Below are 15177 nucleotides of genomic sequence, written 5' to 3' on the forward strand. Positions count from 1 at the left end.
TGATCGGGCCGTGATCACACTTCTGTTCCGCGGTCTGATGTACGTCGTGTCGGCCGGTCTCGGCCTGATCGCCGCCGACCTCGCCCTCGACGGTTTCCAGATCGAGTGGGACAAGTGGTGGGGCTTCGTCGTCTGCATCCTGATCTTCGCGATTCTGCAGAGCGTGCTCGCGCCGTGGGTGGGCAAGATGGCCACGCGATATGCCCCCGTGCTCATGGGTGGCATCGGCATCTTCTCGACGCTGATCTCGCTCATCATCGTGGTGCTGCTGCCCATCGGCGGACTGCGCATCACCGACCTCACCGGCTGGCTTCTCGGCTCGGTGATCGTCTGGCTCATCACCGCACTCGGCAGCGTGCTGCTTCCTCTGATCTTCCTCCGTAAGAAGGTCGAGGCGGTCAAGACCAAGCGGCGCTAGGCGCGTCGGTCTGGCCGACGCTCAGATCGCGTAGTCCGGTGCGGTGAGCAGCGCTCTGGTGTCTTCGTCGGTGCTGCGCTGGCGCGGCTTCGCGGGAACCCCGACGAGGATGCTGCCGGCCGGCGCGTCGCGGGTGACCACCGCGTTCGCGCCGACGACGGAGCGAGCACCGATTGTCACGGGGCCGAGGATCTTCGCACCGGCACCGACCGCGACCCCGTCGCCGAGCGTCGGGTGGCGTTTGCCGGAGGTGCGCGTCCGTCCGCCGAGAGTCACACCGTGGTAGAGCATCACGTCGTCGCCGATCACGCTGGTCTCGCCGATCACCACTCCCATCCCGTGATCGATGAAGAAGCGGCGACCGATCCGCGCGCCGGGATGGATCTCGATCCCGGTCAGCCAGCGCGACAGCTGCGAGCCGGCGCGTGCGAGCAGCCGCAGACGGCGTCGCCAGAGCGCGTGCGACACGCGGTGCGCCCAGATGGCGTGGAGCCCCGGATACAGCAGAGCGACCTCGGCGGTGCTGCGTGCGGCGGGGTCGCGAAGGCGAGCCGCCGCGACGTCCTCGCGCATCCGCCCGATCATGCCCATCGAGAGACCCTCAGTCTTCGCGCAGGTCCTCGAACAGCGCGGTGGAGAGGTAGCGCTCACCGGTGTCCGGGATCACGACGACGATCGTCTTTCCGTCGTTCTCCGGGCGCGCGGCCACCTTGAGCGCCGCAGCGACAGCCGCGCCGGATGACATGCCGACGAGCAGACCCTCCTTGGCGGCGAGGTCGCGGGCGACCCGCAGCGACTCCTCGAACTCGGCGGTCATGATCTCGTCGAGCACATCGCGGTCGAGCACGTCGGGGACGAAGTTCGGACCGATGCCCTGGATCTTGTGCGGGCCGGGGTGGCCCTCGGTGAGCACGGGCGAGTCCTTGGGTTCGACGGCGATGACCTGCACCCCGGGCTTCGCGGCCTTGAGGGCCTGTCCGGTCCCCGTCACCGTTCCGCCGGTGCCGACGCCCGCGATGAAGATGTCGACCGCGCCATCGGTGTCGCGGAGGATCTCCTGCGCCGTGGTCTCGCGGTGGATCTGGGGGTTGGCCGCGTTCTCGAACTGCCGGATCCAGATCGCGCCGGGCGTCTCCGAGACGATGCGCTTGGTCTCCTCGATCGCCCCGCTCATGCCCTTGGTGGGATCGGTGAGCACGATCTCCGCGCCGAACGCCTTGAGCAGCACTCGACGCTCCTTCGACATGGAGGCCGGCATCGTCAGGATGACCCGGTAGCCGCGGGCGGCGCCGACCATGGCGAGAGCGATGCCGGTGTTGCCGCTCGTCGACTCCACGATCGTGCCGCCGGGCTTCAGCTCGCCCGACGCCTCCGCGGCGTTGATCATGGCGATGCCGATGCGGTCCTTCACGCTCGATGCCGGGTTGTAGTACTCGAGCTTGGCGAGCACGGTGGCCCCGAGGCCCTCGGTCACGCGGTTCAGACGCACGAGCGGCGTGTTGCCGAACGCGGTCGTGATGTCGGAGTGGATGCCGGCCATGAGGAGCCTTCCTGTGCGGGGACGCTGCCGGTCCAGCCTAGGGGAGGGGCCTTGTCGCAGCGGCATTGTGACAGCCCAGCGCGCTCTACGCTGGAAGCCATGTCCGACACCTCTCTTGCGGCGCTCGTCCGCGCCGCCGCTCAGCGCCTCGCCGACGTCGGCGTCCCGGATCCTCTGGTCGACGCGGAGCTGCTCGCCGGGCATGTGCTGGGTCGGCGACGCGGCGAGGTGCAGGCCGCGATCATCCGCGGAGACGAAGTCGATGACGAGTCGGCGGGTGCCCTGGAAGCCCTGGTGACGCGCCGTGCCGCGCGCGAACCCTTGCAGCACATCACCGGCACAGCCCCGTTCCGTCATCTCGAGCTGGCCGTCGGACCTGGTGTCTTCGTGCCCCGGCCGGAGACCGAGACGGTGGTGCAGTATGCGATCGATGCACTGCTGAACTCCGCGGACCCCGCACCGATCGGGGTCGACCTCGGCACCGGCAGCGGTGCGATCGCCCTCGCGATGGCGACGGAGGTTCCGCACGCCCGCGTCTTCGCCGCCGAGCTCTCCGAGGACGCGCACGCATGGGCGAGCCGGAACGTCGCCGGCGTCGACAATCTGACGCTCGCGCTGTCCGACCTGGGCGAGGCCTTCCCCGAGCTCGACGGCACGGCATCGGTCGTCATCTCGAATCCGCCGTACGTGCCAGACGCCGCGATTCCGCGCGACCCGGAGGTGCGGCTCTTCGACCCCGCGATGGCGCTGTACGGGGGAGAGGACGGCCTCGACATCGTGCGGGTGCTCAGCTCCCGGGCGCTCGCGCTCCTGCATCCCGGCGGCCTGCTCGTGATCGAGCACGGCGAACTGCAGGGCGAATCGATCAGGGACATCCTCGCCGCGGACGGATGGCGCGCGCCGGCGACGCATCGCGATCTCACCCTGCGGGATCGCACCACCACCGCACTCCGGCCCTGATCAGCCGGCTCGGAGCATCTGCAGCACTCGCGCAACGTAGAATCGAACCGTCATGTCAACCATCTTCGACTGCCGCGATGACTCGCAGCTGCTCGCCGGCATGCGCCATGCGCGCCAGGCGATCGGCCGTGGCGAACTCATCGTGATGCCCACAGACACCGTGTACGGCGTCGCCGCCGACGCCTTCTCCCCGGCCGCCGTCCAGCGGCTGCTCGATGCGAAAGGACGAGGTCGCGATCAGCCGCCGCCCGTCCTGATCGGGACGAAGGAGACGCTCGCGGCCCTCGCCGAGTCCGTCCCGGAGCCGGTCGGACGCCTCGTCGATGCGTTCTGGCCCGGCGGTCTCACGATCGTGCTCCCCGCCCAGCCCTCGCTGGTGTGGGACCTCGGTGAGACACTCGGCACCGTCGCCGTGCGGATGCCGGAGGGACGCGTGGCCCTCGAGCTGCTGGCCGAGACCGGTCCGCTCGCCGTTTCCAGCGCCAATCTCACGGGCCAGCCCGCGGCGATCTCGGCGTCGGACGCGGAGGAGATGCTGGGCGACAGCGTCGCCGTGTACCTCGCCGACGGTCTGAGCAAGGACGGCATCGCCTCGACCATCGTCGACGCCACATCTCTGATCCGTCGCGGAACGGACGCCGAGCCCGGCACCGTCCGCATCCTCCGAGACGGAGCGGTCACGCGGGAGCAGCTGCAGGAGGTGCTCGGCGACCTGCTCGAACCCGAGGAGCCCCAGGGCGCGGAGCATGTGCATGCGGAGGAGCCGCAGGACGCGGATTCGTGAAGCAGTATCTCGCCACGGTCATCCTCACGGCAGCGATCACCTTCGCGCTGACCTGGGCGGTCTGGCGACTCAGCCTCCGATTCAAGCTGTACCCCGGCATCCGCGAGCGCGACGTCCACACGACGCCGACACCGCGTCTCGGCGGTGTCGCGATCTTCCTCGGGATCGCCGCCGCCTTCGGGTTCTCGGCCGTCAACCCGTTCTTCCAGAGCATCTGGATCCCGCCGCAGACGATGTGGTCGATCCTGGGAGCCTCTCTGCTGATCGCGATCATCGGTGTGGTGGACGATCTGTGGGACATCGACTGGATGATCAAGCTGGGCGCCCAGTTCCTGGCCGCCGGGCTCATCACCGTCGGCGGCGGACTTCAGATCCTCTCGCTGCCGTTCGGCGACCTCATCGTGGTGTCCAGCTGGCTGAGCATCACCATCACCATGTTCGCGATCGTCATCGTGATGAACGCGGTGAACTTCATCGACGGGCTCGACGGACTGGTCGCCGGGGTCTGTCTCATCTCGAACGGCGTCTTCTTCGCCTACTCGTACATCTTCACGCGCGACTCCGGCGCCTCGAGCTACTTCAACCTCTCCACGTTCCTCGCCGCGGTCCTGATCGGCGCCTGCCTCGGCTTCCTGCCGCTGAACTGGAGCCCGGCGAAGCTGTTCATGGGGGATTCGGGCGCTCTGGTGATCGGTCTGCTGATGGCGACGTCGGCGATCTCCATCACCGGGCAGATGGATCCGTCCGCTCTGGATCCTGAGCGACTCGGTCGCTCGCAGTTGATCGGCGCCTTCCTGCCGATCCTCCTGCCGCTGCTGGTCGTGCTGCTGCCGCTGCTCGACTTCGGTCTGGCCGTGCTGCGACGCATGAGCGCCGGTCGCTCGCCGTTCTCGCCCGATCGCAAGCACCTCCATCACCGCATGCTGGACCTCGGCCACCGCGACCGCGACGCGGTCCTCATCTTCTATGCATGGACGGCCGTCATCTCACTCGCCGTCCTGCTGATGTACGTCGGTGCGCGGGAGGACTGGCCCGGCCAGTACCTTCCCGGCGTCGGCTTCGGCGTCGTGGGCATAGCCGCGTGCCTCGTCGTCACCCTGAGCCCCACCCGCCGCAGGAAAAGCGCAGCGGCCGCCGAAACCGACCCGACACCCGTGGAGTCATGATGAGCCCGAGCCCCGTTTCCAGCACGCCGATCCTGCGTCGCACCCTCATCTGGTCGGCTGTCGCGACCGCCGTGCTGGCCGTCGTCGCCGGCGGTGTCGGCTACGCCGTCGCCGGGGGAGAAGGGCTCATCAGTGGGCTGTTGGGCGTGCTGCTCGCAGCCGTGTTCCTGGCGATCACCGGCATCAGCATCCTCATCGCGAACCGCTGGTACGGCGACCCGATCTACGTGCAGCTGTTCTTCGCGATCGTCCTCGGGGGCTGGCTGCTCAAGCTCGGACTGTTCGTCGTCGCGATGATCCTGCTCGCCGGCCAGCCGTGGCTGGAGCCGATGGTGTTCTTCCTCTCGATCGTGGCCGGCGTCCTGATGTCGCTCGCCATCGATGTGATCGTGCTCACCCGCATGCGCCTGCCCAACGTGAGCGACACCACGCTGCCGACCGAGGTGCCCGAGGACCGTGCGCCCGGAAACGCGAATCGCGTCGACGAGGGACCTGTCGCCGAGGGACCCGTCGACGGGGGCCCGCGGTCTTAGGGGACCCTCAGATTCTGATACTGTTGAAACGTGCCCGCCGCTCGCCCGCGAGCGCTTGCGCTGATTGCACACCGACCATCGTCGCCCCGGTTTAGACCGGTGCCCCGAAGCTGGAGCCCGCGCTGTTTAATCTTGCTGCGACCCTGACCCCCCGACTTGCCTCCGACGGCGAGTTCCACGGCCCTTCGATCGACGATTTCTTCCCGGAGATCCTCTTCTACGTAGGCCCGATCCCCGTCAACCGGATCCACCTGGTCCAGTTGCTCGCGGTGATCGCCGTGGTGCTGATCCTCTGGCTCGGCACCCGACGCATGAAGGTCGTACCCGGACGCTTCCAGAGCCTGGTGGAGATGGGGCTCGGCTTCGTCCGCACCAACGTCGCCCACGACATGCTCGGGCGCAAGGACGGCGATCGCTTCCTGCCGATCCTCACCACGATCTTCTTCATGGTGCTGTTCATGAACATCACGGGAATCATCCCGTTCCTGAACATGCCGGGAACCGCGATCGTCGCGGTGCCGCTGACGCTCGCCGTGGTCAGCTACGTGACCTTCATCTACGCGGGTATCAAGCGCCACGGACTCAAGTTCTTCAAGAACTCCCTGTTCCCGCAGGGTGTGCCGGTCGCCGCGATGCCGATCGTCGCGATCATCGAGCTCATCTCGACGTTCATCCTGCGCCCCGTCACGTTGACGCTGCGTCTTCTCATGAACCTCGTCGTGGGGCACATGATCCTGGTGCTCGCGTTCTCCGCGACCCAGTTCTTCTTCTTCACCGCAGGCGGCGGCTGGGCCGCGCTCGGTGTCGGAACCCTCGCCTTCGGCGGCGCCTTCACGATCTTCGAGATCCTGGTCGCCGTCCTCCAGGCATACGTCTTCACCGTCCTCACCGCGGTCTACATCCAGCTCGCGGTCGCAGAAGAGCACTGAGCGGGCAGGCATCAGCCTTCCCACCCAACGAAAGGAAAAACCCGTGGACGCTACTACGGTTCTCGCTGAAATCAACGGTCACCTCGGAGCGGTCGGCTACGGCCTCGCTGCCATCGGCCCGGCCATCGGCGTCGGCATCGTCGTCGGCAAGACCATCGAGGGTGTCGCCCGTCAGCCCGAGCTGGCCGGCCGTCTCCAGGTCCTCATGTGGATCGGTATCGCCTTCACCGAGGCGCTTGCGTTCGTCGGCATCGCCGTCGCATTCATCCCCTTCCCGTAATCCTCACCGACTTCTGAAGGAGACAGGATGCTGAACGCTCTTGTCACGAACCTCGCAGCAGAGGGTGAGCCGAACAACCCGCTCATCCCTGCGTGGTACGACATCATCTGGTCGGGCCTCTGGTTCATCGTCATCCTCGTCGTGGTCTGGAAGGTCGCCCTTCCTCGACTGACGAAGATGCTCGACGAGCGGTCCGCCGCCATCGAGGGCAACATCGCCAAGGCTGACGAAGCGCAGAAGCAGGCGGAGGCGGCGCTCGAGGAGTACACGCGTCAGCTCGCTGAGGCGCGTACCGAGGCCGGCGAGATCCGTGAGGCCGCCCGCGAGGACGGCAAGAAGATCGTCGCCGAGGCGAAGGACGCCGCGACCACTGAGGCCGCACGCATCACCGCCACCGCGCACACGCAGATCGAGGCCGAGCGTCAGACCGCTCTCGTCTCGCTGCGCAGCGAGGTCGGAACGCTCGCGATCGACCTCGCCGGTGGCGTCGTCGGCGAGACGCTCTCCGACGACGCACGTGCGACGGCTGTCGTCGACCGCTTCCTCGCCGACCTCGAGGCATCCGAGAAGGCGGCTCAGTAATGGGCAGCGCGACCACTCAGGCACTCGCGGCATCCATCCAGACGCTTGCCGCAGCGAAGGGCGTCACTCTCGACACCGCACGGGAGCTTCTCGCTGCCGCACGTGCCGTGAGCGAATCGTCTCAGCTGAGCGGCGCGCTTGCTGACCCCTCCGCTCCCGCAGCAGCACGACAGAACGTCGTCGCCGCGGTGTTCGGCGGGTTCTCCGCAGACGCTCAGAGCGTTCTGAAGACGGTCGTGGCGGAGCGCTGGTCCAACGCGGGTGAGCTCGTCGACGGTGTCGAGGAGCTCGCGATCCGCGCTGCGGCGATCGCCGAGCCGGATGCGGACATCGAGGGGGAGCTGTTCAGCTTCTCCCGCGTGGTCGCCGCCAACCCGGAACTCGAACTCGCCCTGGGCGGACGTCTCGGCGGAGAAGACGCCAAGGGAGCGCTCGTCGAGCGCCTCCTGGCCGACGGCTCGACGAGCGCTGCTTCGACGCTGATCATCACGTCGCTCGTGCGTCAGCCGCGCGAACGACGCGTTCGTCGACTGCTCAACCGCGCGATGAGCATCGTCTCGAGCCAGCGCGGTCGTGTGGTCGCCACGGTGCACACCGCGTCCCCGCTGACCGACGCGCAGCGCGCCCGCCTCAGCGACTCGCTGTCGCGACGCTATGACGGTCAGGTGTCCCTCAACGTCGTCATCGACCCTGCCGTGGTCGGAGGTCTGCGCGTGCAGATCGCCGACGACGTCATCGACGGCAGCATCTCCGCACGACTCGCAGACCTTCGCCAGAAGCTCGCGGGCTAACACGACTTCGCGCGGGGAACCGCGCACCCAGATACAAAGGGAAGACAATGGCAGAACTATCGATCAGCCCCGACGTCATCCGTGACGCGCTGAAGGACTTCGCCGCAGCATACGAGCCCTCCGGGGCCGGGGCGACCGAGGTCGGCACCGTCATCGACGCCGCAGACGGCATCGCGCACGTCGAGGGACTTCCCGGCGTCATGGCGAACGAGCTCGTCATCTTCGCCGACGGCACGAAGGGCCTCGCACAGAGCCTGAACGAGCACGAGATCGGTGTCGTCGTCCTCGGCGAGTTCACCGGCGTCGAGGCCGGTCAGGAAGTCACCCGCACGGGTGAGGTCCTCTCCGTTCCGGTCGGCGACGGCTACCTCGGCCGCGTGGTCGACCCGCTCGGCAACCCGATCGACGGCCTCGGTGCCATCGAGACCGAGAGCGTCCGCGCCCTCGAGCTGCAGGCGCCCGGCGTCATGCAGCGCAAGTCGGTCCACGAGCCGATGCAGACCGGCATCAAGGCCATCGACGCGATGATCCCCGTCGGCCGCGGCCAGCGTCAGCTGATCATCGGTGACCGCCAGACCGGTAAGACGGCCATCGCGATCGACACGATCATCAACCAGAAGGCCAACTGGGAGTCGGGCGACGTCAACAAGCAGGTCCGCTGCATCTACGTCGCCATCGGCCAGAAGGGCTCGACCATCGCTTCGGTGAAGGGCGCGCTCGAAGAGGCCGGCGCTCTGGAATACACCACGATCGTGGCTGCTCCCGCTTCCGACCCCGCCGGTTTCAAGTACCTGGCTCCCTACACGGGCTCCGCCATCGGGCAGCACTGGATGTACGGCGGCAAGCACGTCCTCATCATCTTCGATGACCTGTCCAAGCAGGCCGAGGCCTACCGTGCCGTGTCCCTTCTCCTCCGCCGCCCGCCGGGCCGCGAGGCTTACCCGGGTGACGTCTTCTACCTGCACTCTCGTCTGCTCGAGCGTTGCGCGAAGCTGTCCGACGAGCTCGGCGCCGGTTCCATGACGGGTCTCCCGATCATCGAGACCAAGGCGAACGACGTCTCGGCGTACATCCCGACCAACGTGATCTCGATCACCGACGGCCAGATCTTCCTGCAGTCCGACCTCTTCAACGCCAACCAGCGTCCGGCGGTCGACGTGGGTATCTCGGTCTCGCGCGTCGGTGGTGACGCGCAGGTCAAGTCGATCAAGAAGGTCTCCGGAACGTTGAAGCTGGAGCTCGCGCAGTACCGCTCGCTCGAGGCGTTCGCCATGTTCGCGTCCGACCTCGATGCGGCTTCGCGTCGCCAGCTCTCCCGTGGTGCGCGTCTGACCGAGCTGCTCAAGCAGCCGCAGTACTCGCCGTACCCCGTCGAGGAGCAGGTCGTCTCCATCTGGGCCGGCACCAACGGCAAGCTCGACACGATCGAGGTCGAGGATGTGCTCCGCTTCGAGCGCGAGCTCCTGGACTACCTGCGTCGCAACACTCAGGTTCTCGAGACTCTCCGCGACACCAACGTCCTTGATGACGCCACGGTCGAAGAGCTCGGGAAGCAGACGGATGCCTTCATCCTGGAGTTCCAGGGCGGCAAGGGTCACGCCATCGGCGCCCCGGGCCACGAGGAGCACGCTGCAGCCGAGGCGGAGGACGTCAACCAGGAGAAGATCGTCAAGGGTCGTCGCGCGTAACCGCGTGAGGTACTGACATATGGGCGCTCAACTCCGGGTCTACAAGCAGAAGATCTCTTCTGCTCAGACGACCAAGAAGATCACGAAGGCGATGGAACTCATCGCGGCTTCGCGCATCCAGAAGGCGATGGCACGCGTCAAGGCGTCCACCCCCTTCGCGCGTGCCGTGACGAGGGCCGTGTCGGCCGTCGCGACGCACTCGAACGTGGATCACCCGCTGACCCGCGAGTCCGAGAACATCACCCGCTCCGCGGTCGTGATCTTCTCGTCGGACCGCGGTCTCGCCGGAGCCTTCAACTCGCAGATCCTCCGTGAGGGTCTCGAGGTGGCGGAGCTCCTGCGCGAGCAGGGCAAGGAGCCCGTCTTCTACCTCATCGGTCGCAAGGCCGTCGGATACTTCCAGTTCCGACGTCTTCCGGCCGCTGCGGAGTGGACGGGCGACACGGACACGCCGTCGTTCCACACCGCGGAGGAGATCTCCGCGACGCTGCTCGAAGCTTTCTCCCGTGGGGGAGAGGGCGGCGGCGTCGATGAGATCCACCTCGTGTACAACCGTTTCGTCAGCATGATGACGCAGTCGCCGGAGAACGTGCGGCTGCTTCCGCTGGAGATCACGGAAGCCGATGAGTCGGAAGCCGGGAGCACCGTCTACCCGCTGTACGAGTTCGAGCCGGACGCCGAGACCGTTCTCGATGCGATCCTGCCGGTGTACATCCAGAGCCGCGTCTTCAACGCTCTTCTGCAGTCTTCCGCCGCGAAGCAGGCGGCGACGCAGAAGGCGATGAAGTCGGCCAGCGACAACGCCGACAAGCTCATCACCGACTACACCCGTCTGCGCAACAACGCGCGCCAGGCGGAGATCACGCAGCAGATCGCCGAGATCGTCGGCGGCGCCGACGCCCTCTCGAGCAAATAGACCATCAGGAAAGAGACGAAAATGACCCTCACCGCTCCGGCTGACCAGCCGGCGACCGCGGTCGTCGGGCGCGTCGCACGCGTCAACGGTCCGGTTGTCGACATCGAGTTCCCTCACGACTCGATCCCCGACATCTACAACGCGCTGAAGACCACGATCGCGATGGACGAAGAGTCCACCGAGATCACGCTCGAGGTCGCACAGCACCTCGGCGACGACCTCGTCCGCGCCATCGCCCTGAACCCGACCGACGGCATCGTCCGCGGTCAGGAGGTCCGCGACACCGGTGAGGCCATCTCGGTCCCCGTCGGCGACGTGACCAAGGGCAAGGTGTTCAACGTCATCGGCGAGGTGCTCAACCTCGAGCCCGGCGAGACCATCGAGGTCACCGAGCGCTGGCCGATCCACCGCAAGGCGCCGAACTTCGACCAGCTCGAGTCCAAGACTCAGATGTTCGAGACCGGCATCAAGTCGATCGACCTCCTCACCCCGTACGTGCTGGGTGGAAAGATCGGTCTGTTCGGTGGTGCCGGTGTCGGCAAGACCGTCCTCATCCAGGAGATGATCCAGCGCGTCGCGCAGGACCACGGTGGTGTGTCGGTGTTCGCCGGTGTCGGTGAGCGCACCCGTGAGGGCAACGACCTCATCCACGAGATGGAAGAGGCGGGTGTCTTCGACAAGACGGCCCTCGTGTTCGGCCAGATGGACGAGCCGCCGGGAACGCGTCTGCGCGTCGCCCTGTCGGCGCTGACGATGGCGGAGTACTTCCGTGACGTGCAGAAGCAGGACGTGCTGCTCTTCATCGACAACATCTTCCGCTTCACGCAGGCGGGTTCCGAGGTCTCCACGCTGCTGGGCCGTATGCCCTCCGCCGTGGGCTACCAGCCGAACCTCGCCGACGAGATGGGCGTTCTCCAGGAGCGCATCACCTCGACGCGTGGTCACTCGATCACCTCGCTGCAGGCGATCTACGTGCCGGCCGATGACTACACCGACCCGGCTCCGGCGACCACGTTCGCCCACCTCGACGCGACGACCGAGCTCTCTCGTGAGATCGCCTCGAAGGGTCTGTACCCGGCCATCGACCCGCTGACCTCCACGTCGCGCATCATGGACCCCCGCTACTTGGGCGAGGACCACTACCGAGTCGCCACGACGGTCAAGCAGATCCTCCAGAAGAACAAGGAACTGCAGGAGATCATCGCGATCCTCGGTGTCGACGAGCTCTCCGAGGAAGACAAGATCGTCGTGTCGCGTGCACGTCGCATCCAGCAGTTCCTCTCGCAGAACACCTACATGGCGAAGAAGTTCACCGGTGTCGAGGGTTCGACGGTTCCGCTCAAGGAGACCATCGAGTCGTTCGACGCGATCACCCGCGGTGACTTCGACCACGTGGCCGAGCAGGCCTTCTTCAACGTCGGTGGCATCTCCGACGTCGAAGAGCAGTGGGCGAAGATCCAGAAGGAGAACGGCTGACCATGGCGTTGAATGTCAGCCTCGTCTCCGCGGATGCGGAGGTCTGGACGGGAGAGGCGAGCCTCGTGGTCGCCAAGACCGTCGAGGGTGAGATCGGCTTCATGACCGGCCACGAGCCGGTGCTGGCGATCCTCGCTGAGGGCCAGGTCCGCATCACGCAGTCGGATGGCACCAAAGTGCTGGCCAACGCCCAGGACGGGTTCCTCTCCATGGAGGGGAACACCCTGACGATCGTTGCCGGCAACGCGGCTCTCATCGCCTAGCAGTACTCGTTTCGACACGTCCGCCTCGGTACCCGTTCGGGTCCCGGGGCGGACGCGTCTGCTTCCACCGAGGTTCCATGAAGATCCTGCTTCCGCCGTCGGAGACGAAACGTGAGGGCGGTCACGACGCCCCGCTCGACATCACCTCTCTCACGCTGCCATCGCTGAGCGCGCATCGATCCGCGGTGCTGGACGCTCTCGTCGACCTCGCGGCCGACGAGGAGGCGTCGCGCCGCGTGCTCAAGCTGAGTGAACGCCAGATGGGCGAGATCGCGCACAACCGCGACCTGCGGACGGCGCCCACGATGCCGGCGGTCGATCGCTACACGGGCGTGCTCTTCGATGCCCTGGATGCGGCCAGCCTCTCCGCGGCATCGCGCCGATGGCTGGGGGAGCACGTCTGGATCCACAGCGCTCCTCTCGGGCCCATCGGTGCTCTGGACGCGGTGCCGACCTATCGGCTTGCCGCGGGGACCTCCCTCCCGGGTGTCCCGGCGTTGCGCAAGCACTGGGCGGACCCCACTTCAGCAGCGATCGCGGAGGCGTCAACCTCGTTCGTGCTCGATCTGCGCAGCGAGGCGTACGTGGCGCTGGGTCCTGTTCCGGACACTGTGCCGTCCGCGTATGTGAGGGTCGTCACAGAGCATGGGCGGGCGCTGAACCACTTCAACAAGAGGTCCAAGGGGCTGCTCGTGCGTGCTCTCGCGGAGGAACGGCCGCGCGTCGGATCGCTGCGTTCCCTTCGCCGCTGGGCCGACGGCCGCGGCATTGTGCTGCGCGACGCTCAGCAAGCAGGAGTCCTGGAGATGGTCGTCCACGAGTGACGGCACAAGTCCGCGTATGAACGGACCCGCGTGGGTCTTTGCTCGCCTATGGTGTCCCCGCTATGGTTGTCACGCGGCGCGACCTGCGCCGAATACTGGATCCGGAGGGGACCATGTACGACTATTACGACACAGGCTCGTTGGCCGTTTTCGGCATCCTGATCGTCTTCGGCTTCATCTTCGCGATCGCGGGATACGTACTCTCGTCGCTGTTCCTGATGAAGATCTTCGAGAAGGCCGGCGTCGAAGGCAAGTGGCGGGCGTGGGTTCCCGTGTACAACGCCATGATCCTTGCGAAGCTCGGCGACGTGTCGCCGTGGGTGATGCTCGGCGCCATCGTGATCAACGTCATCCCGATCCTCAACTACATCTCCTGGATCGCCTACGTCGCTGTCATCGTGATCGTCGCCTGGCGCGTGGGTCTCAAGCTGCAGAAGGATGCCGTCTGGATCCTCCTCGGGCTGATCCCCGGCATCGGTGCGCTGATCTGGCTCGGCATCAACGCTTTCGACAAGTCGCGCTGGAACCCGAACATCGTCCCCGCACCGTGGGCGAACAACGGATTCCTCGGCGACAACACGGTCTGGCAGGGCATCCCGGTCCAGCCCCGGCCTGCCGCCGCCGCTCCTGGTTACGGTGCGCCGCAGGGCTACGCGCCTCCGGCGCCGCAGGGCTACGCACCGCCCGCCCAGCCCGGCTACGCACCGCCTGCGGGGCCCGCCGCCCCGGCCACGGGTGCGCCGGTCCCGCCCGTTCCGCCGACCACTCCGCCGGCACCGCCGGCACCGCCGGCAGCTCCGCCGACCGCTCCGCCTGCACCGCCCACGGCACCGCCCGCTGCCCCGCCGGCACCGCCCGCCGCTCCGCCGGCACCGCCGAGCGATCCCACTCAGCCCCCGGCGTGATCTTCTGACACAGAGCCCTCGATTTCGATCGGGGGCTCTGTGCTGTTCTGGCTGGTCGTCACTCCGACGTGCCCGCTAACGTGGAGGACATGGTCTTGTCTCAGCGCCGAGTGGGCGCGTCCGGTCTTCTCGTGTCCTCCACCGGCCTCGGCTGCAACAACTTCGGGCGCGCGGGGACGGTGACAGAGACTCTCTCCGGAACCCGCGAGGTGATCGATGCGGCACTCGCCAACGGGATCACGTTCCTCGATACCGCTGACATGTACGGTGCAGTCGCGGGGGCCAGCGAGACCCTGATGGGCGAGGCTCTCGAGGGGCGACGAGACCGCGTGGTCCTCGCCACGAAGTTCGGGCAGGAACGGGACATGGGCTACGAGTTCCCTGCGGCTCGTGGTTCTCGCCGCTACGTGCGGCGGGCGGTCGAGGAGTCGCTTCGGCGGCTCCGCACCGACTGGATCGACCTCTACCAGCTGCATCTGCCAGACCCGGAGACGCCGATCGCCGAGACGACGGATGCGCTCGATGAGCTCGTGCGTGAAGGCAAGATCCGCTACTACGGGCACTCGAACTTCACCGGATGGCAGATCGCCGAGGCGGAGTTCACATCCCGCGCGCGATCTTCCGGCAGGTTCGTCTCCGCGCAGAACCACTATTCGCTGCTCGCGCGCGCAGCCGAACGCGAGGTGCTGCCGGCCGTGGAGAGGTATGAACTGGGCTTTTTTCCGTACTTCCCGCTGCACAACGGACTCCTCACAGGCAAGTTCACCCGCGAGGGCGGGCCGGCGTCCAGCCCGATCATGTCCGCGCGTCGCCATGTGTGGGAGAACGCGCCATGGGCGGCCATCGACGCGTTCCGCGCCTTCTGCGACGAGCGTGGCATCACGATGTTGGAAGCGTCGTTCGGCTGGCTTCTCGCCCGGCCGGCGGTCTCCAGCGTGATCGCCGGCGCGACGACGCCGGAGCAGGTCGAGGCGAACGCGGCGGCGGGAGATTCGTGGCGTCCGAGCGCCGCGGACGAGAAGATCATCGACGAACTGTTCCCTCTGCCGGCCGACCCGGGTGCCCGAGTGTGATCGCAGTGCGGGGGAGTTCTACTACGATGTGTGAGTATCCTGCGGACGC

At 67.0% G+C, this 15177-nt stretch carries 18 protein-coding genes; 16 read left to right on the plus strand and 2 right to left on the minus strand.

Annotation, left to right across the window (positions count from 1 at the left end):
• Positions 1 to 10 precede the first annotated feature (10 nt).
• Positions 11 to 418, plus strand: coding sequence for a phage holin family protein (locus tag ACFC14_RS12750; protein WP_168429492.1), 408 nt, complete (start codon positions 11 to 13; stop codon positions 416 to 418).
• Between the two features lie 21 nt (positions 419 to 439).
• Here the strand turns inward: ACFC14_RS12750 and epsC are convergent, their stop codons facing one another.
• Together epsC and cysK are read right to left on the minus strand one after the other, a co-directional pair.
• A complete protein-coding gene (gene epsC / locus ACFC14_RS12755) occupies positions 440 to 1009 on the minus strand; it encodes a serine O-acetyltransferase EpsC (RefSeq protein ID WP_376104987.1) in 570 nt (189 codons plus the stop codon).
• Positions 1010 to 1019: 10 nt separating this feature from the next.
• Positions 1020 to 1958, minus strand: coding sequence for a cysteine synthase A (gene cysK / locus ACFC14_RS12760; protein ID WP_376104990.1), 939 nt, complete (start codon positions 1956 to 1958; stop codon positions 1020 to 1022).
• 99 nt (positions 1959 to 2057) lie between these two features.
• On the opposite strand from cysK, the gene prmC reads away from it, so the two are divergent.
• The 15 genes from prmC to ACFC14_RS12835 all read left to right on the plus strand — a co-directional run bounded on the left by prmC (position 2058) and on the right by ACFC14_RS12835 (position 15128).
• Positions 2058 to 2918, plus strand: coding sequence for a peptide chain release factor N(5)-glutamine methyltransferase (gene prmC, locus ACFC14_RS12765; protein ID WP_376104993.1), 861 nt, complete (start codon positions 2058 to 2060; stop codon positions 2916 to 2918).
• A 52-nt stretch (positions 2919 to 2970) separates the two neighbouring features.
• Positions 2971 to 3702, plus strand: a complete 732-nt coding sequence (locus tag ACFC14_RS12770; protein WP_376104996.1) for an L-threonylcarbamoyladenylate synthase — start codon at positions 2971 to 2973, stop codon at positions 3700 to 3702.
• Entirely contained in the window at positions 3699 to 4868 is a 1170-nt protein-coding gene (locus tag ACFC14_RS12775) for an MraY family glycosyltransferase (RefSeq protein WP_376104999.1), read from the plus strand. Before ACFC14_RS12770 ends, ACFC14_RS12775 begins: the two co-directional genes overlap by 4 nt.
• Complete coding sequence (locus ACFC14_RS12780; RefSeq protein ID WP_376105002.1) at positions 4868 to 5401, plus strand: hypothetical protein; 534 nt, start codon at positions 4868 to 4870, stop codon at positions 5399 to 5401. The genes ACFC14_RS12775 and ACFC14_RS12780 overlap by 1 nt, the downstream gene beginning before the upstream one ends.
• A gap of 260 nt (positions 5402 to 5661) precedes the next feature.
• Positions 5662 to 6330, plus strand: coding sequence for a F0F1 ATP synthase subunit A (gene atpB, locus ACFC14_RS12785; protein ID WP_376105004.1), 669 nt, complete (start codon positions 5662 to 5664; stop codon positions 6328 to 6330).
• 43 nt (positions 6331 to 6373) lie between these two features.
• A complete protein-coding gene (atpE, locus tag ACFC14_RS12790) occupies positions 6374 to 6610 on the plus strand; it encodes an ATP synthase F0 subunit C (protein WP_017830994.1) in 237 nt (78 codons plus the stop codon).
• Between the two features lie 27 nt (positions 6611 to 6637).
• Positions 6638 to 7192 (plus strand): F0F1 ATP synthase subunit B, encoded by a 555-nt coding sequence (locus ACFC14_RS12795; RefSeq protein WP_136043244.1) that lies wholly within the window; start codon positions 6638 to 6640, stop codon positions 7190 to 7192.
• Positions 7192 to 7983 carry a F0F1 ATP synthase subunit delta gene (locus ACFC14_RS12800; RefSeq protein ID WP_376105008.1) on the plus strand — a complete coding sequence of 264 codons (792 nt, stop codon included), beginning with the start codon at positions 7192 to 7194 and terminating at the stop codon, positions 7981 to 7983. The genes ACFC14_RS12795 and ACFC14_RS12800 overlap by 1 nt, the downstream gene beginning before the upstream one ends.
• A gap of 47 nt (positions 7984 to 8030) precedes the next feature.
• The gene (gene atpA, locus ACFC14_RS12805; RefSeq protein WP_376105011.1) at positions 8031 to 9671 is read left to right on the plus strand and encodes a F0F1 ATP synthase subunit alpha; all 1641 of its coding nucleotides are present in this window, start codon (positions 8031 to 8033) and stop codon (positions 9669 to 9671) included.
• A 19-nt stretch (positions 9672 to 9690) separates the two neighbouring features.
• The gene (locus tag ACFC14_RS12810; RefSeq protein ID WP_376105014.1) at positions 9691 to 10587 is read left to right on the plus strand and encodes a F0F1 ATP synthase subunit gamma; all 897 of its coding nucleotides are present in this window, start codon (positions 9691 to 9693) and stop codon (positions 10585 to 10587) included.
• 21 nt (positions 10588 to 10608) lie between these two features.
• Complete coding sequence (atpD, locus tag ACFC14_RS12815; protein ID WP_376105017.1) at positions 10609 to 12063, plus strand: F0F1 ATP synthase subunit beta; 1455 nt, start codon at positions 10609 to 10611, stop codon at positions 12061 to 12063.
• A gap of 2 nt (positions 12064 to 12065) precedes the next feature.
• Positions 12066 to 12326, plus strand: coding sequence for a F0F1 ATP synthase subunit epsilon (locus ACFC14_RS12820; RefSeq protein WP_136043248.1), 261 nt, complete (start codon positions 12066 to 12068; stop codon positions 12324 to 12326).
• 77 nt (positions 12327 to 12403) lie between these two features.
• The gene (locus ACFC14_RS12825) at positions 12404 to 13150 is read left to right on the plus strand and encodes a YaaA family protein (RefSeq protein WP_376105020.1); all 747 of its coding nucleotides are present in this window, start codon (positions 12404 to 12406) and stop codon (positions 13148 to 13150) included.
• Positions 13151 to 13212: 62 nt separating this feature from the next.
• Positions 13213 to 14055 carry a large exoprotein gene (locus ACFC14_RS12830; protein WP_376105023.1) on the plus strand — a complete coding sequence of 281 codons (843 nt, stop codon included), beginning with the start codon at positions 13213 to 13215 and terminating at the stop codon, positions 14053 to 14055.
• Positions 14056 to 14144: 89 nt separating this feature from the next.
• A complete protein-coding gene (locus tag ACFC14_RS12835) occupies positions 14145 to 15128 on the plus strand; it encodes an aldo/keto reductase (protein ID WP_376105026.1) in 984 nt (327 codons plus the stop codon).
• Positions 15129 to 15177 lie beyond the last annotated feature (49 nt).

Origin of the sequence: Microbacterium sp. NPDC055988, from assembly GCF_042269505.1 — a bacterium.
Classification (GTDB): domain Bacteria; phylum Actinomycetota; class Actinomycetes; order Actinomycetales; family Microbacteriaceae; genus Microbacterium.

Bases quoted from the DNA above. Each gene is read 5' to 3' on its own strand.
- cysK (WP_376104990.1), bottom strand. From the start codon at position 1,958: ATGGCCGGCATCCACTCCGACATCACGACCGCGTTCGGCAACACGCCG.
- ACFC14_RS12780 (WP_376105002.1), top strand. From the start codon at position 4,868: ATGAGCCCGAGCCCCGTTTCCAGCACGCCGATCCTGCGTCGCACCCTC.
- ACFC14_RS12770 (WP_376104996.1), top strand. From the start codon at position 2,971: ATGTCAACCATCTTCGACTGCCGCGATGACTCGCAGCTGCTCGCCGGC.
- ACFC14_RS12810 (WP_376105014.1), top strand. From the start codon at position 9,691: ATGGGCGCTCAACTCCGGGTCTACAAGCAGAAGATCTCTTCTGCTCAG.
- prmC (WP_376104993.1), top strand. From the start codon at position 2,058: ATGTCCGACACCTCTCTTGCGGCGCTCGTCCGCGCCGCCGCTCAGCGC.
- ACFC14_RS12835 (WP_376105026.1), top strand. From the start codon at position 14,145: ATGGTCTTGTCTCAGCGCCGAGTGGGCGCGTCCGGTCTTCTCGTGTCC.
- atpA (WP_376105011.1), top strand. From the start codon at position 8,031: ATGGCAGAACTATCGATCAGCCCCGACGTCATCCGTGACGCGCTGAAG.
- ACFC14_RS12800 (WP_376105008.1), top strand. From the start codon at position 7,192: ATGGGCAGCGCGACCACTCAGGCACTCGCGGCATCCATCCAGACGCTT.
- epsC (WP_376104987.1), bottom strand. From the start codon at position 1,009: ATGGGCATGATCGGGCGGATGCGCGAGGACGTCGCGGCGGCTCGCCTT.
- ACFC14_RS12820 (WP_136043248.1), top strand. From the start codon at position 12,066: ATGGCGTTGAATGTCAGCCTCGTCTCCGCGGATGCGGAGGTCTGGACG.
- ACFC14_RS12830 (WP_376105023.1), top strand. From the start codon at position 13,213: ATGGTTGTCACGCGGCGCGACCTGCGCCGAATACTGGATCCGGAGGGG.
- ACFC14_RS12825 (WP_376105020.1), top strand. From the start codon at position 12,404: ATGAAGATCCTGCTTCCGCCGTCGGAGACGAAACGTGAGGGCGGTCAC.
- ACFC14_RS12795 (WP_136043244.1), top strand. From the start codon at position 6,638: ATGCTGAACGCTCTTGTCACGAACCTCGCAGCAGAGGGTGAGCCGAAC.
- atpD (WP_376105017.1), top strand. From the start codon at position 10,609: ATGACCCTCACCGCTCCGGCTGACCAGCCGGCGACCGCGGTCGTCGGG.